This window comes from Streptomyces sp. NPDC002884, assembly GCF_040295245.1.
Classification (GTDB): Bacteria; Actinomycetota; Actinomycetes; order Streptomycetales; family Streptomycetaceae; genus Streptomyces.
On record NZ_JBEOVB010000013.1, the window covers coordinates 1 to 23,493 of the forward strand.

At 71.6% G+C, this 23,493-nt stretch carries 11 protein-coding genes; 3 read left to right on the top strand and 8 right to left on the bottom strand.

Annotated elements, in window-relative coordinates:
• Nucleotides 1-113: 113 nt before the first annotated feature.
• From ABT070_RS24850 to ABT070_RS24875, 6 genes are all read right to left on the bottom strand, one after another.
• Nucleotides 114-1,730 carry a glycoside hydrolase family 13 protein gene (locus tag ABT070_RS24850; protein WP_351764054.1) on the bottom strand — a complete coding sequence of 539 codons (1,617 nt, stop codon included), beginning with the start codon at nucleotides 1,728-1,730 and terminating at the stop codon, nucleotides 114-116.
• A gap of 174 nt (nucleotides 1,731-1,904) precedes the next feature.
• Nucleotides 1,905-2,780 carry a carbohydrate ABC transporter permease gene (locus ABT070_RS24855; protein WP_351764055.1) on the bottom strand — a complete coding sequence of 292 codons (876 nt, stop codon included), beginning with the start codon at nucleotides 2,778-2,780 and terminating at the stop codon, nucleotides 1,905-1,907.
• A gap of 19 nt (nucleotides 2,781-2,799) precedes the next feature.
• Entirely contained in the window at nucleotides 2,800-3,762 is a 963-nt protein-coding gene (locus ABT070_RS24860) for a carbohydrate ABC transporter permease (protein ID WP_351764056.1), read from the bottom strand.
• Nucleotides 3,763-3,910: 148 nt separating this feature from the next.
• A complete protein-coding gene (locus ABT070_RS24865) occupies nucleotides 3,911-5,326 on the bottom strand; it encodes an ABC transporter substrate-binding protein (protein WP_351764057.1) in 1,416 nt (471 codons plus the stop codon).
• 384 nt (nucleotides 5,327-5,710) lie between these two features.
• Nucleotides 5,711-6,721, bottom strand: coding sequence for a LacI family DNA-binding transcriptional regulator (locus ABT070_RS24870; RefSeq protein ID WP_351764058.1), 1,011 nt, complete (start codon nucleotides 6,719-6,721; stop codon nucleotides 5,711-5,713).
• A 99-nt stretch (nucleotides 6,722-6,820) separates the two neighbouring features.
• A complete protein-coding gene (locus ABT070_RS24875; protein WP_351764059.1) occupies nucleotides 6,821-11,104 on the bottom strand; it encodes a discoidin domain-containing protein in 4,284 nt (1,427 codons plus the stop codon).
• Between the two features lie 538 nt (nucleotides 11,105-11,642).
• Between ABT070_RS24875 and ABT070_RS24880 the strand changes: the two genes are divergently transcribed.
• Nucleotides 11,643-15,071 carry a CARDB domain-containing protein gene (locus ABT070_RS24880; protein WP_351764060.1) on the top strand — a complete coding sequence of 1,143 codons (3,429 nt, stop codon included), beginning with the start codon at nucleotides 11,643-11,645 and terminating at the stop codon, nucleotides 15,069-15,071.
• Between the two features lie 132 nt (nucleotides 15,072-15,203).
• Here ABT070_RS24880 and ABT070_RS24885 read toward each other — a convergent pair whose 3' ends face one another.
• Both ABT070_RS24885 and ABT070_RS24890 read right to left on the bottom strand, forming a co-directional pair.
• Nucleotides 15,204-16,037 carry a class I SAM-dependent methyltransferase gene (locus tag ABT070_RS24885; RefSeq protein ID WP_351764061.1) on the bottom strand — a complete coding sequence of 278 codons (834 nt, stop codon included), beginning with the start codon at nucleotides 16,035-16,037 and terminating at the stop codon, nucleotides 15,204-15,206.
• A gap of 134 nt (nucleotides 16,038-16,171) precedes the next feature.
• Nucleotides 16,172-19,306: an AfsR/SARP family transcriptional regulator gene (locus ABT070_RS24890; RefSeq protein ID WP_351764062.1), complete on the bottom strand. Its 3,135-nt coding sequence runs from the start codon at nucleotides 19,304-19,306 to the stop codon at nucleotides 16,172-16,174.
• A 304-nt stretch (nucleotides 19,307-19,610) separates the two neighbouring features.
• Between ABT070_RS24890 and ABT070_RS24895 the strand changes: the two genes are divergently transcribed.
• Nucleotides 19,611-19,931 (top strand): hypothetical protein, encoded by a 321-nt coding sequence (locus ABT070_RS24895; protein ID WP_351764063.1) that lies wholly within the window; start codon nucleotides 19,611-19,613, stop codon nucleotides 19,929-19,931.
• Between the two features lie 157 nt (nucleotides 19,932-20,088).
• On the top strand, nucleotides 20,089-23,394 hold the full coding sequence (locus ABT070_RS24900) for a LamG-like jellyroll fold domain-containing protein (RefSeq protein ID WP_351764064.1): 3,306 nt from the start codon (nucleotides 20,089-20,091) through the stop codon (nucleotides 23,392-23,394).
• Nucleotides 23,395-23,493: the final 99 nt, after the last annotated feature.

A 23,493-nucleotide genomic window follows, 5' to 3' on the forward strand; every position in this document is an offset into this window, starting at 1 on the left:
CCAGGGCGCGGGCCGGGGGGCGGGGCGGGCGCGGGGGGGGGCCCCCCCCCCGGGGGGGGGGGGCGGGGGGGGGGCGCCCCCCGCCCCCGGCCCGGCGAGAACGGACGTTTCGCTCATGCGCGCAGCCAGACCGCGGTGTCGCCCGGCAGCCGGCCCGCCGCGTCCAGGGGCCCGCTGGCGAGCAGGACGTGTTCGTGCTCGGGAAGGACGGCCGGGGCGGCGGCCAGGTTGACCACGCAGACCAGGCCGGGGGCCCGGCGGAACGCGAGGACCCCGGCAGGGGCGGGCAGCCACTCCAGTGGACCGTCGCCGAGGCCCGCCTCGGTACGGCGCAGCCGCAGCGCGGTGCGGTAGAGGACCAGCATCGAACCGGGGTCGGCGGCCTGGAGGTCGGCCGCGTACGCGGACCAGCCCGCGGGCTGCGGCAGCCAGGGCTCGGTGCGCGAGCCGAAACCCGCGTACGGGGCGCCGGCGGTCCACGGCAGCGGGACCCGGCAGCCGTCACGGCCGGGGTCGGCGCCGCCGGAGCGGAAGTGCATCGGGTCCTGGATGCGCTCGCGTGGGATCTCCGCCTCGGGCAGGCCGAGTTCCTCGCCCTGGTAGAGGTAGACGGAGCCCGGCAGCGCGAGGGTGAGGAGGGCGGCGGCGCGGGCCCGGCGGGTGCCGAGCGCCAGGTCGGTCGGGGTGTCGTACTCCTTGGTCGCGAAGTCGAATCCGGTGTCCGCACGGCCGTAACGGGTGACCGTGCGCGTCACGTCGTGGTTGCACAGCACCCAGGTGGCGGGCGCGCCGACCGGGGCGTGTTCGGCCAGGGTGTCGTCGACGGCCGCGCGCAGCCGCTCCGCGTCCCAGGGGCAGGCCAGGAAGTTGAAGTTGAAGGCGGTGTGCAGTTCGTCGGGGCGCAGGTAGCGGGCGAAGCGCTCGGCGTCCGGCAGCCATACCTCCCCGACGAAGACACCGCCGTGGGCGTCGGCGACGCTCCGCCAGGAGCGGTAGATCTCGTGCAGTTCGTCGCGGTCGATGTACGGGTGCGGGTCGCGGCCCTCGACGAAGTCCGGCAGGTCGGGGTCCTTGGCCGGCAGGGCCGCCGAGTCGATGCGGACGCCGGCCACGCCCCGCTCGAACCAGAAGCGCAGGACGTCCTCGTGCTCCTCGCGGACCGCCGGGTGGGCCCAGTTGAGGTCGGGCTGCTGGGGGGTGAACAGGTGCAGGTACCACTCGCCGTCCTCGACCCGGGTCCAGGTCCGGCCGGCGAACTGCGACGGCCAGTCGTTGGGCGGCAGTTCGCCGTCCTCGCCGCGTCCGGGGCGGAAGTGGAACAGCTTGCGCTCGGGGCTGCCGGGCCCTGCGGCGAGCGCGGCCCGGAACCACCGGTGCTGGTCGGAGACATGGTTGGGGACGATGTCGACGATGGTGCGGATGCCGAGGGCCCGGGCCTCTCCGATCAGCTTCTCGGCCTCGTCGAGGGTGCCGAAGGCGGGGTCGATGGTGCGGTAGTCGGCGACGTCGTAGCCGCCGTCGGCGAGCGGGGAGAGATACCAGGGGGTGAACCAGATGGCGTCGACGCCGAGTTCGGCGAGGTAGGGCAGTCTCGCCCGTACGCCCGCCAGGTCCCCGGTGCCGTCGCCGTCGCCGTCGGCGAAACTGCGGGGATACACCTGGTAGATGGCGGCGCCACGCCACCAGTCGTCCGAGGGTGCGGGGGTCTTGTCGGGGTGCGGGGCTGCCACGTGACGGTCCTTTCGGGGCAGGGGTGGTTCTCCGCCGCCGCCCCGGACAGCGAGGCGTCGAGGACGGGGCGGCGGCGGAGGATCGGAAGGGGTACCGACGGGCCGGGCGGGCCCGGCGCCCACGGCCGGCGGGAGGAGCCGGGTGGACGCTGGTACCGGGAGGGGAGGTCGGGTTCAGCCCTTGAGGCCGCCCGCGGTCAGTCCGCCCATGATGTTGCGCTGGAAGAGAAGGAACAGCAGCAGGGTCGGCAGGGACGCGATGGTGAGGGCGGCGATCAGCACGTTCTCGGGCACGCTGGTGGCGAGCGAGTAGATGCCGACGGCGAGGGTCTGGCCGGTGGGGTCGGGCAGCACCAGCATCGGCCAGAGGAAGTCCTTCCAGACGCCGACGACCGCGAAGATGGACACCACGCCGAGGATGGGCCGGGAGATCGGCAGGACGACGGACCACAGGACGCGCAGCGGGCCCGCGCCGTCCATGGAGGCGGCGTCCAGGAGTTCCCTGGGGATGGAGTCGAAGAACCGCTTCAGCAGGAAGATGTTGAAGGCGTTGGTCACCGAGGGCAGCCAGATCGCCCAGGGCGAGTTGAGCAGGTTGCGTTCGATGACGGGCATGTCCAGCACGGTGAGGTACTGCGGGACGACGAGGACGGTCGCCGGGATCATCAGGGTGACGAGCATCAGGCCGAGGATCACCCTGCCGAGGACGGGGCGCAGCTTGGACAGGGAGTAGGCGGCGGCGACGTCCAGCACCAGTTGGAAGGCGAGCGCGCCGAACGCGTAGTACAGGGTGTTGAGGAGCAGGCGGGCGAGGTCCATCACCTCCCAGGCCCGCTGGTAGTTCTCCGGGTGGACGGAGCCGGGCACCCAGGTCGGGGGTGTCTGGACGGCTTCCTGGGTGGTCTTGAGCCCGCCGGACACCATCCAGTACAGCGGGCCGAGGAAGGCCAGCGTGAACAGGACGACGACGAGCGCGAAGCACAGCCAGTACAGCAGCCTGCCGCGTGGGCGGGTGAGGGCGGCGGGCGAGATGAGCGTGCGTGTGGACATGTCCGTGTCTCCCCCGGTCCTACTCTTCCGTGGCGCGGTTGAGCCTGGCGTACACGGCCGAGAAGGCGGCCAGCGTGACGAGCAGGATCAGGCCGAGCGCCGCCGCGGCACCGTAGTTGTTGAAGTTGAAGGCGTATTGGTAGATCAGGTAGACGACGGTCGTGGTGGACCCCTCGGGTCCGGCGCCGCCGGTCAGCAGGAAGGGCTCGATGAAGACCTGCATGGTGGCGATGATCTGCATGAGCAGCATCAGCGCCAGGATCAGCCGGGTCTGCGGGATCGTCACGTGCCACACCTTGCGCAGCAGGCCGGCCCCGTCGAGTTCGGCGGCCTCGTACAGTTCGCCCGGGACGCTCTGGAGCGCGGCCAGGTAGATGAGGGTCGCGCCGCCCATGTTCATCCAGGTGGAGGCGACCACCACGGAGAGCATCGCGGTGTCGGGGTCCTGGAGCCACTGCTGGGCGGGTACGCCGAAGACGTCCAGCACCTCGTTGAACATGCCGTACCCGGGGTCGTAGAGGTACTTGAAGAGCAGTACGGACGCGGTGGGCGGCAGCATGACGGGCAGGTAGACCAGGAGCCTCAGATAGCCCTGGCCGTGCCGGAACTCGTTGATGACGAGGGCCGTGACGAAGGGGACGGCGAAGCCCAGGACGAGGGCGAGGACCGTGAACCAGAGGGTGTTGCGCCAGGCCTGGCCGAAGGCGGGGTCGTTCCAGATGGTGACGAAGTTGTCCCAGCCGGTCCAGCTGACCCGGCCGTCCTCGGTCTTCTGGAAGGCCAGCAGGAACTCGCGGACGATCGGGTACCAGGAGAAGAAGGCGAAGCAGAGCACCGCGCCGATGAGGAATCCATGGGCGGTGACATTGCGGCGCAGGGCCTTGCCGAGGCCTCCGGCCGGCGGCCGGACGGTGCCAGCGCGCGGCCGGCGGGGACGGCGTTCCTTGGCCGCCGGGTCCTGGGTGAGGGTGGGGGCCGACATGGGTGCTCCTCGGTCGGACTGCGGTGTCGCCGGACGGGACGGTCCGGATGCGTGACGTGGGCGGACGGGCGCCGGGCCCGCCGGGCGGGGGCGGGCCGTGGGGCCGCTCGCGGGCCGGGCGGCGGACGGCCGCCCGGCCCCGCGGGGGTCACTGGTTGGCGAGGACCTGGTTCACCTGGGTCTCCGCCGTCGACAGGAGCTTGTCGATGTCGGCGTCCTTGTTGGTGAGGATGCCGGACATCACGTTGTCGAGGACCTTGTAGATCTCCTGCGCCTTCGGGGGCTCGGCCTTGCCCGGGACCGGGTTGTCCATGAAGGCCTTGAAGTTCTGCACCGGCATGGTGGCGAACTGCTGACGGGCGGCGTCGTCCTTGGTCTTGCTCTCGTTCAGCCACAGGTTGGGCTGCGGGAGCCCGACGGGGAGGCTGTCGGCCTTGGTGCGCTCCCAGTCGTACTGTCCCTTGCCGACGGTGGTGAACTTGAAGTTGAGCCAGGCGATCGACGCCTTGACCTTGTCGGACGAGATGCCCTTCTTGATCATGTAGTTGTTGCCGCCGGCGAGGGTGTTCTTGCCGCCGGGGATCGGGCCCATGCCGAAGTTCTCGTACTTGGCGCCGAGTTGCTGCACCATGTAGGTCACGTCGTCGGGCGCGGCGAGGAACATGCCGAGCTTGTCGGTGGCGATCTGCTTCTGGAGGTCGCCCCACTTCAGCAGCTGGGTCTTGCCCATGGCGTCGTCGTCCCAGCGCATCGCGTGGAGGTTCCGGGCGACCTGCTTGCCGGTCGCGTCGTTGAACGCGGCCTTCGTGCCGGAGGCGTCGACGACCTCTCCGCCGAGGCTGTACATCTGCGCGGTGAAGTGCCAGCCGCCGGTGTTGCCGGCGCTGTACTCGCCGAAGCCGGCCACGCCGCCGCCGAGTCCGGCGATCTTCTTGGCCGCCGTCCGGACGTCCTCCCAGGTGGCGGGCGGGGTGTCGGGGTCGAGGCCGGCTTGTTCGAAGAGGGAGCGGTTGATGAGCAGGCCCATCCGGTAGTTGCTGGTGGGCAGGCCGTAGAGCTTGCCGTCCTTCTTGAGGGAGCCGAGGACGTCGGGGTCGATGTCCTTCAGCAGCGGCACGGTCCTGTCGTTGACGTAGGCGCTGATGTCCTGGGCGCCGTCGTTGTCGAGGACCTGGTCGAGGTCGGTGAAGTAGGTGTAGAACACGTCGGGTTGGGACTTGGCCTTGAGCATCGCGGTGAAGCGCGGCGGTTCCAGGCACTGTCCCGGGGTGGAGCGGCCCTGCACGGTGACGTTGGGGTATGTCTTGTTGAACTCCTTGACGTCCTCGTTCCACTCCTTGAGCTCGGCCTTCTTGGCCGCCGGCGGCATGCAGTCGATGGTGATGGTCACCTTGGTCTTGGGATCCAGCGGCGCGGCGGGGTTGGCGTTCGCGCTGTTCCCGTCGCCGTTGTCGCCGTCGTCGCTGCTGCTCGTGCCGCAGGCGGCGAGCGCCGTCAGTGTGAGGGCGGAGACGAGGGTGACCGCGCCGGCGCGGCGGGTGCGGCGGAACCGAGCTCTTCTCATGGGTGGTCCCCTTCGGGCATGAACGTGGAAGGCGCCCCCTCGCCGGTACGAGGTGGGGCGCCGCACACTCAATCACCGCCAACAAGACTGCGCAATATCTCGCGCTGATTTCGTAATTGCTTGACAGAGCAACGCAGATGGAGCGGTCTGCACCCGGCGATTCCCTGCAAGTCGATGTCGAGTACGGAACATTGCGTACCGCTTCCGGACCGGCACCCCGGGACCCGCAGCCCGGGACCGACAGCCCAGGACCGGCACCCCGGGAGGGACGGATCCGGACGGGCGGTGACATGACGCGGCCGGCCCACGAGGTTCCGTGGGCCGGCCGATGACGCGACGGGCAGGGTGTACGCGAGGGGCGCGCGCCGGGCGGGACGGGCCCCGTCAGTCGCGCGGCGCCTGGGCCGTCGAGCCGCGCACGACCAGCTCGGGCTCGAACAGCAGCTCACCGGGCGGCACTTCGCCGCCCTGGATCTGGGTGCACAGCAGGTCCACGGCGGCGCGTCCCATGGCCTCGATGGGCTGGCGCACGGTGGACAGCGGGGGCTCCGTGCAGTTCATGAAGGCGGAGTCGTCGAAGCCGACGACGGACACCTGCTCGGGCACCGCGAGACCGCGCCTGCGGGCGGCCCTGATGGCCCCGAGGGCCAGCGGGTCGCTGGCGCAGATGATGCCGGTGACCCCGCGGTCCAGCAGGCGCGAGGTGGCCGCCTGGCCGCCTTCCAGGGAGAACATCGAGCGCTCCACCCGGTCGTCGGAGAGCGGGGCGCCGGCCGCCTCGGCCGCGGCCTGGGCGGCGGCGAGCTTGCGCCGGGAGGGCATGTGGTCGCGGGGCCCGAGGACGACCCCGATGCGCTCGTGGCCCAGCAGAGAGAGGTGGCGCCAGGCCTGTTCCACGGCGACGGCGTCGTCGCAGGAGACGCAGGGGAAGTCCAGTTCCTCCACGGGCGCGTTGATCAGGACCACCGGGATGCGCCGTTCGGCGAGCTGCCGGTAGTGGTCGTGCGGGGCGTCGGCCTGCGCGAACAGCCCTCCGGCGAAGACCACGCCGGAGACGTGCTGCTGGAGGAGGAGGTCGACGTAGTCCGCCTCGGAGACGCCGCCCTTGGTCTGGGTGCAGAGCACGGGGGTCAGCCCCTGCTGGGCCAGCGCGCCGCCGATGACCTCGGCGAGCAGCGGGAAGATCGGGTTCTGGAGCTCCGGCAGGACGAGTCCCACCAGGCGGGCGCGTTCGCCGCGCAGCTGGGTGGGGCGCTCGTAGCCGAGCACGTCCAACGCGGTCAGCACCGACTGACGGGTGGTCTCGGAGACCCCCGGCTTGCCGTTGAGCACCCGGCTGACCGTGGCCTCGCTGACCCCTACCTTCTTGGCAACCTGAGCAAGTCGTCGCGTCATGGGCGCAAGGTTAGCGCAAGCCACGCAAGCGGCTTGCGCCAACCAAGGCCTCAATGTTCAGTTTCCGTCAGGATTCATGGCTCTCTTGCATGTCGGCGATCAGGGATTGATGTTGATCTTGAAGGTGGAGGTGGTGTTCCGGATGTCCACGGCGTTGCCGTTCAGGCGCAGCCCGTTGAACGTGACCTCGCCGACCGCCGGACCCTGACCGGCCTCGGGCAGCTCGTTCGCCCACAGTCCGAAGCCGGACCTGGCGTCGAAGGCGTCGCCGCTCTTGCGGGCGCCGGTGATCGAGATGTCGGTGAGGACGGTGTCCTTGATCGGGTTCACCGGCCGGCCGCCGACGTACTGCGTCTGGAACATGATTCCGGAGTAGGTCGGGTCGACGATGTCGACGTCGTTGATCCGGATGCCCTGGAACACCTTGGACGCGGAGAACAGCCAGATGCCGGGGAAGGTCTGGGCGCCCCAGAAGTGCCCGCCGGAACGGACCACGGAGACGTTCTCCACCGTCGTCGGGTCGGTCCCGAAGCCGTTCATCGGGTAGCCGAAGTCCAGCGAGCTGATGGTGATGCCGGAGTAGACCAGGGTGTCGGCGATGTGGATGTTGCGGAAGGTGTTGTCGTAGCCGCCGTACACGGCGATGCCCGCGGCCCGCCAGGTCAGCAGCGAGGTCAGGTTCTCGTAGAGGTTTCCCTTCATGTCGGCGCCGCCCGCGTCGATCGCCGAGAACAGCGCGAAGCTGTCGTCGCCGGTGGAGCGGGACTCGTTGTTGACGACGTGGTTGTCCGTCGACCCGTTGGTCATGTTGACGCCGTCGGCGAACGTGTCGCGGATACGGGAGTTGCTGATCGTCATCCGGTCGGTGTTGGCGCCCCAGTACAGGCAGACCATGTGCTCGGTCCAGGTGTCGTCGATGACGATGTCCGACACGTTGGCGAAGTCGAACACCTTGCCCGGTCCGTCGATGCGCGAGGTGTAGTTGCCGAAGTAGGCGAAGCCGCGGAACGCGGAGCCCTTGGCGCTCGCCTCGGCCCGGAAGCCGACGTCGGTGTTCTCCTGGCCGGCCGGGGCGTGGAACTGGGTGTACCAGGGTCCGGCGCCGACGACCTGCACGGCCTTGCCGTACACCTGGAACTTGGAGGACGTCTGGTAGTCGCCCGGCGGCAGATAGACGCCGGTGAGCTTGCCGGTGGTGTCCATCCGGACCCGGTCGAGGGCGTTCTGCACGTCCTGGTGGGTGAGGCCGGCCGGGACGGTGTACGCCGCCGGGTCCGGGTTGGCGATCGGCGTGACCTGCTCCAGGCTGACGAAGTCGATCGCGTAGCGCGAGGTGTTGGCCGCGTCCTTCTGGAGCCGGATCCTCGCCCCGGCCGGGACGGTCTCGCCCAGCATCAGATGCGCCTCGTCGTAGAGGTGGCGCGGGGCGCCCACGGACGGCGCGTTGCCGGGCGAGGCTTCGGCGCCGTACAGCCAGGCGTACCGCGAGGTGAGCGGCAGGGCCTTGCGGAGGGTGCCGTCGACGTAGACGTTCAAGGTGGCGTCGGTCCCGCCGCCGCCCGGTGCGTCGGGGATGGAGAAGCGGGTCACCAGGGTGTTGGTGGCCGCCCGGGTGGTGAACTCCACGTACTCGCCGGTGCCGTTGAGGGAGACGGCCTTGCGGCCGGACGCCTCGCCGGCGAGGTCGCCGACGGTGCGGTTGGGGCCGACGGTGGTGGCGCCGCCGCCCGTGGTGGCGTCCTCCGCCTCGTACAGGTCGTACGGCATGTTGGCGCCGCGTCCGACGAACAGGGCCTGCTCGACGGTGTTGTTCTCGCGCTTCACGGGGAGTTCGTTGCCGTCGGCCGCGACCGTGGCGCGCGCCGTGTAGGTGCCGTCGGCGGCGGTCCAGGTGCCGAGGGCGACGGGTGCGGTGGTGGCGCCGGCGGCGATCACCCCGTCGTGGGAGCCGGTCAGGGTGCGGACGGTCGCTCCCTTGGAGTCGACCAGGACGAGGGTGAGGGCGTGGCCGCCGCCCGTAGAGGCGACGGTGCCCTGATTGCGCACGGCGACCCGGAAGGTGACCGTGTCGCCCGCGGCCGGACCGGACGGGGACGTGGTGACCACCGGGACCAGGTCGGAGCTGCTGACCGGGCGCACGGTGAGCGCGGTGGGCGCCGTGTAGGTGTTGTTGGACTCGTTCTGCTCGATCACCGTGCCGCCCTCGTCGGCGACGGCGCTGAGCTGGTAGGTCCCCGTGTCACGGGCGCCGATCGAGGCGCTGACGGTGGTCTGCGCGCCGGCGGCCAGGGTGCCGACGGCGGCGGTGGCGACCTTGGTGCCGTTCAGTCGCAGCGCGAGGCTGCTGGCGGGCGCCGCGGTCTCTCCGCTGTTGCGGACGGTGGCGGACAGGGTGATGGTGTCCGACTCGACGGGCGAGGCCGGCGAGGCGGTCAGCGAGGTGACCTCCAGATCGGGGTTGGGCGCGGCGGTGCCGATCACCTGGAACTCGGCGATCTGCCCCGCGGGGGCACCGGAGTTGGCGGTGAACCGCAACTGGACGTCGGCGACGCGGGCGGCCACCGGGACGGTCACCGTGTTGCCGCTCGCCGGGCTGAAGGCGTAGTCCTTGGCGGCGACCAGCGAGGTGTAGCCGCTCGCGGACTGCTCGCGCCCCAGCACCTGGACGGTCTGGGTGCGCGGGCCCCAGGAGCTGTCCGGGTCGAGGCGCAGGACCAGCGAGGTGACGTCGGCGTTGGCGCCGAGCTTCACCGTCAGCGTGGCGGGGTGGCCGGAGCCCTCCCAGTAGGTGGCGGTGGAGTTGTCGTTGGCGTTCTCGGCCACGAAGGTGTGAACGGTCGAGGAAGCCGTGATGGGCTTGCCGACCGCGAGGTTGGAGCCGGGGCCCGAGGTACCGGTGCGGGTGACGGTGTTGCTGTTCCCCGAGACGTTCCCGGCGGCGTCCTTCGCCCGCACGAAGTAGGACACGGTCGTGGTGGCGGGACGGTTGTCGGTGTAGGTGGTCACGCTGCCCGCGACCGTGGTCAGCAGGCTGTTGTTCGCGTAGACGTCGTAGCCGGTGACGGCGGTGTCGTCGGTGGAGGCGTTCCAGGTCAGCCGGATCTGCCCGGCGGACGGCTCGGTGTACGCCAGGTTCGCGGGAGCCGTGGGCGCCTGGGTGTCGCCGGTCCCGCCGCGGCGGGTGACGGTGTCGCTGTTGCCGGAGACGTTCCCGGCGGCGTCCTTGGCCCGCACGAAGTAGGAGACCGTGGCGCTCGCGGCCCGGGTGTCGGTGTACGTGGTGACGTTGCCGGCGACCGAGGTCAGCAGTGCGTTGTCGGCGTAGACGTCGTAGCCGGTGACGGCGGTGTCGTCGGTGGAGGCGTTCCAGGTCAGCCGGATCTGCCCGGTGGCAGGTTCGGTGTACGCCAGGTTCGCGGGAATCGTGGGCGCCCGGGTGTCGCCGGTCGCCGGACCGTAGACCTCCAGCTCGGACAACTGGGCCGCGGGCCGGCCGGTGTTGGCGGTGACCAGGACCTGGACGTGGCGGGTGGTGGCGGTGTCGAAGGTGATCGTCACCGTGTTCCCGTCGGCCGGGGTGAACTGGTACGCCCGCGAGGCCGTGAGGTCGGTGAAGTCGGTCCCGTTGGCGCTGCCCTGGATCTTCAGGGTCTGGGTGCGGGCGCCCCAGCCGTCGGGGAGTTTCAGCACCACGCGGTCGACGCCGAGGGAGGAGCCGAGGTCGGCCCGGATCCACTGCGGGAGTTCGTTGTTGCGGCTCTCCCAGTAGCTGGCCTTGTTGCCGTCCGCGGCGTTGGCCGGCACGTATGTCTCGGTGTGGCTGCTCGCGGTGAGGGTGCGGCCGCGGGCGAGGTTCGTGGAGGACTCGCCCGCCGCGTGCACCTCAAGTTCCGAGAGCTGGGCGGCCTGCCAGCCGGTGTTGGCGGTGATCTCGACCCGTACGTAGCGGGTCTGGCCGGCCGGGAAGGCCAACGTGACGGTGTTGGCCGCGCCGGGGCTGAAGGTGTAGGCGGCGGAGGCCTTCAGGGTGGTGAAGCCGGTGCCGTCGGCGCTGCCCTGCACGGACAGGGTCTGGCTGCGGCTCTCCCAGGACGCGGGCAGCTTCAGCACCACCTCGTCGACGCGGGCGGTGGAGCCGAGGTCGGCCTGGACCCACTGCGGCAGGTTGCCGTCCGCGCTCTGCCAGTAGGAGCCCTGGTCCCCGTCGGTGATGTTGCGGGCGGCGTACTCGGAGTGCGCGCTGCTGGCCGCGGCGGGCCGTCCGGCAGCGAGGTTGGGGCCGTCGGCCGCCGAGGCGGTGGTCAGTGACGACGCGCCCAGCATCAGCAGGCTGGTCGTGAGGACGGCGGCCAGGGCCCGCCATCCCCTGCGCTTCGGTCTCATCTCTCCCCGATCTCCGTCCCGTCCGTCGTGGTGCGGAGGGACACGGTTGGTGGATGGACGGTTCGACGGTGCACCGGACACGCCTCAATGTGCGGGGCAGGGCACCGCTTTTGCGTGAATCGATCAGAGAGTTGCAGACAGACCAGGGTTCGTCCACCGTCGGGACCGTGCCGGATCCGACCCGCCCACCCCCGGGTGGACCTGCACAGGGGCCGGGACAGCGACTTTCGTGCGGGCTTTCGCGATAACGCAAGCGGATCCGCAAGGAACGCAAGCGGCTTGCGTAGTCAACTCCCGCTACTGCCGGGACCGTTGACAAAGCGGAGACACGCTAGAAACCTGTGGGCGTACTTTCCGCAAAGAATCGACTGTTCAACTCAATTTGCGTGCACGGCTGGCTTCCCCCACCTCGGGTCGCCCCTCTCGGGGCCGGTCCCGCACTCTCCTCCCCGTATCCCGCACCCTCTGCGCCTCCCCGCACCTCCGGGGCCGAACCGCCGTGCCCTCTCCCGTGTTCACCGACCGAACAGAGGACCTCATGAGTTGGAGACCACCGGGCCGCCGGCCCGTGACCGGCGCGGTCGTCGCCGGGCTCCTGTCGACCGGCCTGCTTCCGCTGGCCTTCGTCTCCCCCGCCCGGGCGGCTCCCGCCGCGGCCGACGTCAACCTCGCCCTCGGCCGCCCCGCCACGGCGGGCGGCGCGCACGCCGAGTACCCCGCCCGCAACCTCACCGACGGTGTCCAGGCCTCCTACTGGGAGGGCCCGGCGGGGTCCTTCCCGCAGTGGGCGCAGGTCGACCTCGGCGCGGCCCGCGAGGTGGACCGGGTGGTGCTCAAGCTCCCCACCGGGTGGGGCAGCCGCAACGAGACCCTGTCGTTGCAGGGCAGCGGCGACGGCTCCGGCTTCAGCACGCTCGCGGCCTCCGCGGTCCGGGTGTTCGACCCCGCCCAGGCCAACACGGTGTCCGTCGCCCTGGCCGCCCCGGCGGACGTGCGGTACGTCCGTGTCAACGTCTCCGGCAACACCGGCTGGAACGCCGCACAGCTCTCCGAGCTGGAGGTGTACGGCGAGGACGGCGGCACGGACCCGGGCGACCCGCCGCCGGCCGGCACCAACCTGGCCCGCAACAAGCCGGCCGAGGCCACCTCCTCCACGCAGTCCTACGTGGCCGCCAACGCCACCGACGACTCCGTCTCCACCTACTGGGAGGCGGCCGGTCAGCCCTCGGACCTCACCGTCAAGCTGGGCGCCGACGCCGACGTGACCGGCGTGGTCCTCAAGCTCGACCCCGCCCCGGTGTGGGCGGCCCGCACCCAGACCGTCCAGGTCCTCGGCAGGCAGCAGTCCGCGAGCGGCTTCACCTCACTGGCCGCCGCGAAGTCGTACTCCTTCAGCCCGGCGAGCGGCAACACGGTGACCGTTCCGGTCAGCGGCCGCTGGTCCGACGTGCGGCTGCACTTCACCGCCAACTCCGGCGCCCCCGGCGGGCAGGTCGCCGAGTTCCAGGTCGTGGGCACCGCCGCGCCCGCCCCCGACCTGACGGTCACCACCCTCGACTGGACGCCGGCCGCGCCCAGCGAGCGGGACGCGGTCACCGTCAAGGCCACGGTGCGCAACGCGGGCACCGCGCGCTCCGCCGCCACCACCGTCGAGGTCAGTGTGGAGGGCACGGTCGCGGGCAGCGCCGCCGTTCCGGCACTGGACCCGGGCGCATCGGCGACCGTGGACGTCGCCACCGGCACCCGTGCGTCGGGCAGTTACGGCGTGTCGGCCGTCGTCGACCCCCGGGGCACCGTCCCGGAGCTGGACGACAGCAACAACAGCCGTACGGCCGCGAACAGACTGGTCGTCACCCAGGCTCCCGGCCCTGACCTGGAAGTGCGCTCGATCACCACCAGCCCGGCCAACCCGGCCGTCGGCCAGCCCGTCTCCTTCACCGTCACCGTGCACAACCGCGGGATCAGCGCCGCTCCCGCCGGCTCGGTGACCCGGCTCCAGGCCGGCTCGACCACCCTGAACGGCACCACCGGCCAGGTGGCCCCCGACGCCACGGTGAACGTGGCGATCAACGGGACCTGGACGGCCACCGCGGGCGGAGCGACCCTCACCGCGACCGCCGACGCCACCGGGGTCGTCACCGAGACCGACGAGAACAACAACGTCCTCACCAAGTCCCTGGTGGTCGGACGCGGCGCCGCGGTGCCGTACACCGAGTACGAGGCGGAGGACGGCCGGTACACCGGCACCCTCCTCACCGCCGACGCCCAACGGACCTTCGGGCACACCAACTTCGCCACGGAGTCCTCCGGCCGCCGGTCGGTCCGGCTCACCTCGACCGGCCAGTACGTGGAGTTCACCTCGACCGACGCGGCCAACTCCCTCGTGGTGCGCAACTCCGTCCCGGACTCCGCGTCCGGCGGCGGCGCGGACGCCACCGTCAGCCTGTACGCCGACGGCGCGTTCGTGCAGAAGCTGACCCTGTCGTCCAAGCACAGCTGGCTGTACGGCGCCACCGACGACCCCGAGGGCCTGACCAACCGGCCGGGCGGTGACGCGCGACGCCTGTTCGACGAGTCCCACGCCCTGCTGTCGAAGAGCTACCCGGCGGGCACCGTGTTCCGCCTCCAGCGCGACGCCGGCGACTCGGCCGCCTTCCAGGTGATCGACCTGGTCGACCTGGAGCAGGTGGCCCCCGCCGCGTCCAAGCCGGCCGCCTGCACCTCGATCACGGAGTACGGCGCCGTGCCCAACGACGGCCTCGACGACACCGACGCCATCCAGCGGGCGGTCACCGCCGACCAGAACGGCCAGATCTCCTGTGTGTGGATCCCGGCCGGGCAGTGGCGCCAGGAGCAGAAGATCCTCACCGACGATCCGCTGAACCGCGGGCAGTTCAACCAGGTGGGCATCCGGGACGTCACCATCCGCGGCGCGGGCATGTGGCACTCCCAGCTGTACACGCTGACCCCGCCGCAGGACGCGGGCGGCATCAACCATCCGCACGAGGGCAACTTCGGCTTCGACATCGACTCCAACACCCAGATCTCCGACATCGCCGTCTTCGGCTCGGGCACCATCCGCGGCGGCGACGGCAACGCCGAGGGCGGCGTCGGTCTCAACGGCCGCTTCGGCAAGGGCACGAAGATCACCAACGTGTGGATCGAGCATGCCAACGTCGGTGTCTGGGTGGGCCGCGACTACTCCAACATCCCCGAACTGTGGGGCCCCGGCGACGGGCTCGAGTTCACCGGGGTACGCATCCGCGACACCTACGCCGACGGCATCAACTTCGCCAACGGCACCCGCAACTCCACCGTCTACAACTCCTCGTTCCGCAACACCGGCGACGACGCGCTCGCCGTGTGGGCCAGCAAGTACGTGAAGGACACCTCGGTGGACGTCGGCCACGACAACCACTTCCGCAACAACACGATCCAGCTGCCCTGGCGGGCCAACGGCATCGCGGTGTACGGCGGTTACGGCAACACCATCGAGAACAACGTGGTCTCCGACACCATGAACTACCCGGGCATCATGCTGGCCACCGACCACGACCCGCTGCCCTTCACCGGTGAGACCCTGATCGCGGGCAACGCCCTGTACCGCACGGGCGGCGCGTTCTGGAACGAGGACCAGGAGTTCGGCGCGATCACCCTGTTCGCGCAGGGCCAGGACATCCCGGGCGTCACCGTCCGGGACACCGAGATCCACGACTCGACGTACGACGGCATCCAGTTCAAGACGGGTGGCGGCGCGATGCCGGGCGTGAAGATCACGAACGTGCGCATCGACAACTCCACCAACGGCTCCGGCATCCTCGCGATGAGCGGCGCCCGCGGCAGCGCCGTCCTGTCCGGGGTGACGATCACCGGCTCGGCCCAGGGCGACGTCCTCATCGAACCGGGCTCGCAGTTCACCGTCACCGGCACCCCGAACGGGGCGGCGGGGCGACGCGACGCCTACTGAGCACAACCGGTGGGCCCCCGAGAACGGGGGCCCACCACCTCCTGGCTCCGTCACGCAACCCCGGGGCCGGCCCGACCTCGCTCGGCCCCGCCGGCGCACCGCCCGCCCGGACCAGAGCGCCGAACGCCCTTGCTAGGCGGCGGCCTTGTCGGCCGTGATCAGCAGGTACTCCCATTCCATGGCCCCGTCCGCGAGGTGTCCGGCGGCCAGGTCCGCGAGCGCCGTGTCGAGGGCGGTCACCTTGTCGGGGTCGTCGGCGATGGCGGAGTAGACGGCGAGGGTCGGGCCGTAGCAGCGCTTGAAGAAGTCCCGGAACTCCTCCGGACCGGAGAACGCCTCGATGCGCAGCAGCTGACGGCGGGCGTCGACGCCGGTCACGCGGTCGCCGAGCAGGGAGCGCACATGGCTCTCGTCGCCCCACAGCGGCGGCGGCTGCGCTCCGGGCGGCGGCGGAGGCGCGTACGGGCGCATGGCGGCGAACATCTGCCCGATGAACCCCTCCGGAGTCCAGTTGACGAGGCCGATCCTCCCGCCGGGCCGGCAGACGCGGACCAGTTCGTCGGCGGCCCGCTGGTGGTGCGGGGCGAACATGACGCCGACGCAGGACACCACCGCGTCGAAGTCCGCGTCCGCGAAAGGCAGTTCCTCGGCGTCGCCCTCACGCCATTCCAGCTCGGCACCGCGCTCCGTGGCGAGCCGACGGCCGGCCTCCAGCAGTTCCGGGGTCAGGTCCACCGCCACCACGTCCGCCCCGGCGAGGGCCGCGGGGATGGCGGCGTTCCCCGAACCGGCCGCGACGTCGAGCACACGGGTCCCCGGCCGGACGCCGCTCTCCCGTACGAGCTCCGGCCCCAGGTCCGGGATGACGTCCGTGGCCACGAGGGGATAGTCGCCCAGCGCCCACATCGCACGATGCTTCGCTTTCAGCGCCCGGTCGGCCTGGGTGGCCTCACTCGCCTCGGACATGACGGATCCCTCCGCTGCGGCACCGTATGCGTACGGTTCCGGGCGGGGGCCACCGCCCCGGACCGCTGCGCCGCAGCCTCGCCGACTCCGGCGCCTCATATGACTGTCTCACGGTTCGACCCGCCCCGCCGGGGCTACGGGCGGGACCCGGTCACCGTGGCCAGCCTGGTCCTGATGGCATCGGCCTCGGGCATGCCGAGTTCGGCGTAGAGGGTGAGCGCACGCTCGTAGCGGCACAGGGCGGGGGCGGTCTCGCCGAGCGTGTGATGGGCCTCACCGAGTCCGCCGAGGGCGCGGGCCAGCTGGCCAGGGCTGCCGATGTCCTCGGCGATGGCGAGGGCGTCGGTGTGGTGGGCGAGGGCCTCGGCGGGCCGGCCGGCGGCGGAGGCGGCCTCGCCGAGCCCGTTGAGCGCCCTGGCCTCGCCGTCCCGGTCGCCGTTGAGACGGTAGAGGGTGAGCGCCTGCCGGTGGCATTCGGCGGCCTGAGCGTGCTGCTCCCGCCGCGAGTGGACGACGCCGAGGCTGTGCAGCGCCCCGGCCTCGCCGTACCCGTCGCCGACTTCGCGGAACAGGACGAGTGCCTGCTCCTGGCGGCGAGCGGCCGACTCCAGACGGTCGAGTCGCGACTCGACCGTGCCGAGGTCGTTGAGCGCATGGGCCTCCAGGTAACGGTTGCCGGCCAGCCGGAGCAGGGTCAGCGCCTGCTGGAGATGGTCGGCGGCCTGTCCGTAGCGGCCCAACTGCCCCTCGACGGAGGCCAGGTCCTTGAGGGCGATCGCCTCGCCCATCCGGTCGTCGACGCTCCGGTACAGCGAAAGCGCCTGTTCCAGGTGTCCGACGGCCGGCCGGAAACGGCCCAGCCGTTCGTCGAGGAGGCCGAGGTTGACCAGGGCACGGGCCTGGCCGGTCGGGTCACCGGCCTGCCGGAACAACGTCAGCGCCTCCTGGAGGTGCCGGCGTGCCGGTTCGTGCCGGGCCAGTTGCCAGTAGGCGGTGCCGAGACCGAGCAGCGCCCGGGCCTCGCTCACCGGGTCGGCGATCAGGCGAGCGGCGTCCCGGGCGTGGCCGTGCATCGTGAGGCCGTCGGTGTGATGGCCGCCGATGAGGTAGCGGTACAGGGTGAGGGAGAGCCGGATGGCGTGGGTGGGCCGGCCGTGGGCGGCGGTGTGGGCGGACACCGCCGTCAGACACGGCCGCTCGGTGTTCAGCCAGGCGCGCGCGGCGTCGGGATCGGACAGGTCGGGCACAGGTGTCGCGGATTCGGGAGCGGCGGGCCGTAAGTGCGCCTCGGCCGGGTGGAGGCAGTTCATGGCGGCGGCTGCGGTGGCGAGGTAGTGGTCGAAGAGCCGGTCGAGCGCCGCCTCGCGGGCCTGCGGCGCGTCCTCGGCCGTGGCGAGGCGGGTGGCGTAGGCGCGCAGCAGGTCGTGCATTCCGTACCGGGCGGCTTCGACGGGCTGGACCAGATGGGCCCGGGCGAGGACGTCGAGGGCGCGGCGGGCGTCGGCCGGGCTGCTGCCGGTCAGCGCGGCGGCGGCGTGGGCGTCGAGGTCGGGGCCGGGGTGCAGGCCGAGGAGCCGGAAGGTGCGCGCCGCGTCCGCCGGGAGGTGCCGCAGCGACCAGGAGAACACGACGGCGACGGCGGCGCGGGGGTCGCCGTCCGCGTCGAGCAGGTCCAGCCGCCGCTGCTGGTCGGCGAGTTCGGTGACGAGGTCGGTCAGCGAGGTGGCGGGGCGGGCGGCGGCGAGCTCCGCGGCGACCCGCAGGGCCAGGGGCAGTCGGGCGCACTGCGCGGCGAGGGCGTCGACGGCATCGGGTTCGGCCTCGGCGCGGGGGCCGACGAGCCGCCGCAGCAGGGTGCGGGCGACGGCGGCGGGCAGCAGGTCGAGGTCGAGGCGGTGGGCGCCCTCGCGTGCGACCAGCCCGGCGAGGCTGTCGCGGCTGGTGACCAGGACCGCGCAGGAGCCGGTGCCGGGCAGCAGCGGGCGGACCTGCTCGACGGTGGCGGCGTTGTCGAGGACGATCAGCATGCGCCGGCCCGCGACCGCGGTGCGGTAGCGCGCCGCGCGGTCGTCCGTCTCCAGCGGGATGTCCTGTCCGGACACCCCGAGCGCGGTCAGGAACCGGACCAGCGCGTCGGGGGCGGTCATGGGCTGTTCGGGATCGTAGCCGCGCAGGTTCACGTACAACTGGCCGTCCGGGAAACGGTCCCGGGCCCGGTGCGCCCAGTGGATCGCCAGGGCCGTCTTGCCCACGCCCGCCGTCCCGGACACCGCCGAGACCACCACCGCGGTCGGCCGCTCCGCTGCCGCGCCCAGGGCCTTCTCCAGCCGCGCCAGTTCCTCCTCGCGACCGGTGAACCCCACTGCTTCCATGGGCAGTTGTGCGGGCACGGCTCTACCGCTCCCGAGGCCGTTGCCCGTGCCCGTGCCCGTGCCCGTGGTCGTCGCCGTACTTGTACTCGCGCCCGTGCCCGGCGGGGTGCGACGGACGGCCGGTGCGGCGGGCCGCCCGCTCAGGATCGCCTCGTGTTCCCGCCGCGCCTCGGCTCCCGGAGCGGTCCCCAGTTCGTCGGCCAGCCGCTTGTGCAGGGCCGCGTAGCAGGCGAGTGCCTCGGGGGCGCGCCCGGCGGCGTGCAGCCCCCGCATCAACGCCACAGCGAGCGGCTCGGTCAGCGGGTGCTCGGCGACCAGGACAGACAGCGTGTCGACGACCACGCCGTGGCCGCCGACGAGGAGTTCGGCGTCCGCCCAGGCCAGGACGGCGTCGATGCGCTGGTGCAGCCAGCTCTCTCGGGTGCGCGCCGCCCAGTCACCGGGCAGTCCGGCCAGCGGATCGCCCTGCCACAGGCCCAGCGCCTCGCGCAGGATCCCCACCCGTACCGCGTCGGTGAGGTCGGCCTGCCGGGCCCGCTCGACGAGGCTCCGGAAGCGGTGCGCGTCGACCAGCTCCCGGGCGACGTCGAGCCGGTAGCCTCCCGAGCCGCGCAGCAACGACGGTGCGCCGGGCGGGCCTTCGGCGCCGCCGGTGAGGTCCGAGGTCGTGCCCTGAAGGACACGGCGGACCCGGGCGATGTGGGCGTAGAGCGTGCCGCGCACCTGTGCGGGCGGGTCCTCGCCCCAGACCCGGTCGATCAGCGTCTCGGCCGCCACCCAGCGGCCCGCGTCGACCAGTAACGCCGCCAGGACCGTGCGCCGTTTGGCGGGGCCCAGATCCACCGGGCGGCCCGCCACCCATAACTCCACAGGCCCCAGCAGCCGAAATCCCGTCACGTCGTCTCCCCCGCCCCACCCTGCGCTCGTCGCCCTTCCCCACCAGGCGTCACCCAACCACCCGGCCACCTGCGAGACAAGGTTTGCGCAAGGTTGTCGACCACCTCACCCGTGCACGGTGTTCCTGGCAACCAACCCGCCACGCCCCACGCGGACTCGGGGCTCGCGCGCGGGCCCCCGGCCCATGGAGAAACACCCCACACACGGCGCATCGGACGCTCCCCCACGGCGCTCCTTGCGCTGCCCGCGGACGGGCTGCTCCCACGGGGGTGAGCAGCCCCTCCGCGGGCCGGTGGCACCCGACGTGCCTCCCCTGTCGGGCGCCACCGCGTCCAGCCACGCCGGCTTCCTCGTCCGCCTCGCCGTCCCGGACGTCGACAGCTTCCACGCCTTCGTCGTCGAACGCCTCGTCGAAGGCCCCGAAGTCGCCGACGCGCGGACCGCGATGGTCCACGGGCACGTCCGGACCCGCCGCATCGAGCCGCCCGGCCCGACCGGCCCCGACCGGCCCCGATCCGCGACGCGGGCCCCGTGTCGTGGGCGACGGCTTCGCGCCGCTCCGGCCGTGACGCGTGGGGAAGGAGGCGGACAGAGCGCTGCGCGAGGTCTGGACACTCATCTGTGAGCGTGCTGTCATACCGCTGTCACAGAATTTCCAACGTTGAAAAGGCCGCCCGACCGAGCGTCCCGTCACCGGTGTGCAGTCGTCTTCCCCGGGCTCCCGGCCAGGAGCCCCCGCTCCCGCCGGGCGTGGTCACGGCCTCTGTACGAGGAAGGGCTCGATGACACGACACGACACCCGCCCCAGAGCCAGAGTCTGGGCGCTGCTCGCCGCGGCGGCCCTGATCCTGCCCCCGAGCGGGCTGCTTCCCACCGCGGCGGCCGCGGAGCGGTCGAGCAGCGCGTCGGCACCCGCCACCGAACGGACAGCCGCCGAACGGACAGCCGTCGAGCAGGCGGCCGTCGAGACGCACGGCCTGAAGGGCGAGTACTTCAGCATGTCGGCGCCCGGCGCCCGGGACTTCGACCGACTCGGCGGCACCCTGCTCGACCCGCAGATCAACTTCTCCGGACTGACCGGCACCTTCCAGGAGTTGACCGGCAGGACGGAGCACACCACCGCGCGCTGGACGGGCCGGATCGAGGCCCCGGCCACCGGTGACTACACCTTCTACGCCATCGGCGACAACGGCTTCCGGCTCTTCGTCGACGGCCAGCCCGTCATCGACCACTGGGTGGGCGACTGGGACCGTGAGCAGACCAGCGCCGCCGTCCGGCTGACCGCCGGCGAGCAGCACGACTTCCGTCTGGAGCTGTTCCAGGACACCGGCGGCGCCAACATGTACCTGCGCTGGTCGACGCCGACGACGGCCAAGCAGATCGTGCCGATGTCCGCGTTCACCCCGCCGGCCGACTTCGAGGTGTACCCGGTCGAGATGTCCGTCGCCGAGAACGGGCGGCGGCTGCGCGCCCGGTTCGAGGGCAGGGTGGGCGGCCTCCAGGGCCTCAAGGACCATCTGAAGGTCGAGGCCGACACGACCGCCATGCCGATCGAGTCGGTGACGGCCGTCCCCGGCGACCCCAGCTCGCTGAACGTCGACCTCGCGGCGCCGATCCAGAAGGACCAACTGGTCAGGGCCTCCTACGACGGTGAGGGCGACCTCACGGCCGACGGCGAGAGCGTGCCGAAGGTCATCCGCTACGCCGACAACGCCTCCACCCATCGCCTCACCACCGAGTGGGGCGACGAGATCGACAGGAAGCACCCGCTGCCGGAGTACCCGCGCCCCCAGCAGGTGCGCTCCAAGTGGCTGAACCTGAACGGCCCTTGGCAGTTCGGGGCGGCCGAGGCGGGTGAGCAGCCGGTCTTCGGCAAGAAGCTCGACGAGAAGATCATCGTGCCGTTCCCGGTCGAGTCCCAGCTGTCCGGTCTCGAGCGGCACGAGGACCACATGTTCTACCGCAAGGTCGTCGACGTCCCGAAGAGCTGGAAGGTGGGCAAGAGCGGCCGGGCCAACCGGCTCAAGCTCAACTTCGGCGCCGTCGACTACCGGGCCGCCGTCTACGTCAACGGCACGAAGGTCGCCGAACACACCGGCGGCTACAACGCCTTCAGCGCCGACATCACCGACGCGCTCAAGGGCACCGGCCCGCAGGAGATCATCGTCGCCGTCACCGACACCGGAGGTGCCGACCAGCCCACGGGCAAGCAGTCCACCAACCCCGGGGGCATCTTCTACACCCAGACCTCCGGCATCTGGCAGACCGTCTGGATGGAGCCGGTCGCACCCGTCTCGATCGAGGGCATCGTCACCACGCCCGACATCGACACCGGCACCCTCGCGGTGACGGTGAACGCCGACGGCGCCTCCCCCGCTGCCCTGGTCGAGGCCGTCGCCCGCGACGCGCGCGGCAAGGTCGTCGGCAGGGTCACCGGAGCCGCCGGCCGCGAACTGCGCCTGCCGGTGGCGAAACAGCATCTGTGGAGCCCCGACGACCCCTACCTCTACGACCTCGACGTCACGCTCACCGACGGCAGGTCGACCGACAGGGTCGGCAGCTACTTCGGTATGCGCGAGGTCGGCATCGAGAAGGTGGGCGGCTTCGACAAGCTCGTCCTCAACGGCAAGCCGATCTTCTCGCTCGCCACGCTCGACCAGGGGTTCTGGCCCGACGGCCTCTACACCGCGCCCAGCGACGAAGCCCTGGCCTTCGACCTCGAGGCACACAAGAAGCTCGGCTTCAACGCCGTCCGCAAGCACATCAAGGTCGAACCGCAGCGCTGGTTCTACCACGCCGACCGGCTCGGCCTGCTGGTCTGGCAGGACTTCGTCTCCGGGAACCTCACCGACGAGACGGGCCGGAAGGCGTTCGTCGACCAGGGCAAGGAGATCGTGCGCCAGCACCACAACTCGCCCTCCGTCATCGGCTGGATCGTCTTCAACGAGGGCTGGGGCGAGTGGAACCGCGAGGAGACCGGCCGTATCACCGAGTCCGTCCAGGCCGCCGACCCGTCCCGGGTCGTCAACGCCCACAGTGGTGTCAACTGCTGTAACTCCAAGGGTGATTCGGGCAACGGCGACATTATCGACCATCACGACTACAACAACACCGACCCCGCCTTCCCCGGCGACGGCCGGGCCGCGATGGACGGCGAGCACGGCGGCTTCGTGCTGCGCACCCCGGGCCATATGTGGCCGGGTGCCCCGACGGTGATCTACAGCGGCGTCAACACCAAGGAGGAACTGACCCGCAAGTACGTCGAGAACACCGAGCAGTTCTACCTCGACCAGGCCGGCGCCGAACTGTCCGGTTCGGTGTACACGCAGATCACCGACCTGGAGAACGAGTTGAACGGCCTGTACACCTACGACCGGCGCGAGATCAAGGTCGATCCCGTCCAGGTGCGGAAGATCAACCGCCGGGTGATCGCCGCCGGCGCCGCCGCGGGCAGCGAGGGACCGCTGAAGGGCGGCGGGCACTGGAGCCTCGACGAGGGCACCGGCACCACCGCGCGGGACGAGGGCCCGAACGCCAGGCCTCTCACACTCCGCGAGGGCGCCTCCTGGACCCCCGGCGTCAGCGGGAACGCCCTGAAGTTCGACGGCCAGAAGCAGTACGCCGAGACCGCCGGACCGGTGCTCGACACCAGCGGCAGCTACTCGGTGTCCGCCTGGGTGCGGCTCGACGCGATCCCCGGCAACTACGCCACCGCGGTCAGTCAGGACACCCGCGCCACGGTCAACTCCTTCTACCTCCAGTACGGACACGGCACGTTCGCCTTCAGCACCCCCGGCGAGCACCGCGCCCAGGTCGCCGTCTCCGCGGAGACGGGCCGCTGGTACCACCTGACCGGCGTGCGGGACGCCACGAGCAACCAGATCCGGCTGTACGTCGACGGAAAGCTCGCGGCGACGGCCACCGGCGGCTCCGCGCTGCCGAGCACCGGTCCGCTGACCGTGGGACGCGCCCACTGGAACGGCGCGAACGTCGACTTCTGGAACGGCGCGGTCGACGAGGTCCACGCCGTGGACCGGGCACTGACCGCCGAGGAGGTGAGCGCCCTGTACGCGGAGGTGAAGCCCTAGGGCGCCGCGTCGGGTGGACGGTGGCGGCCTTGTCCTCTCGTGGGGCGAGGCCGCGCCGCCGTCACCCGTCGGGATGAGCCGGACGGCGACCCGACCGGG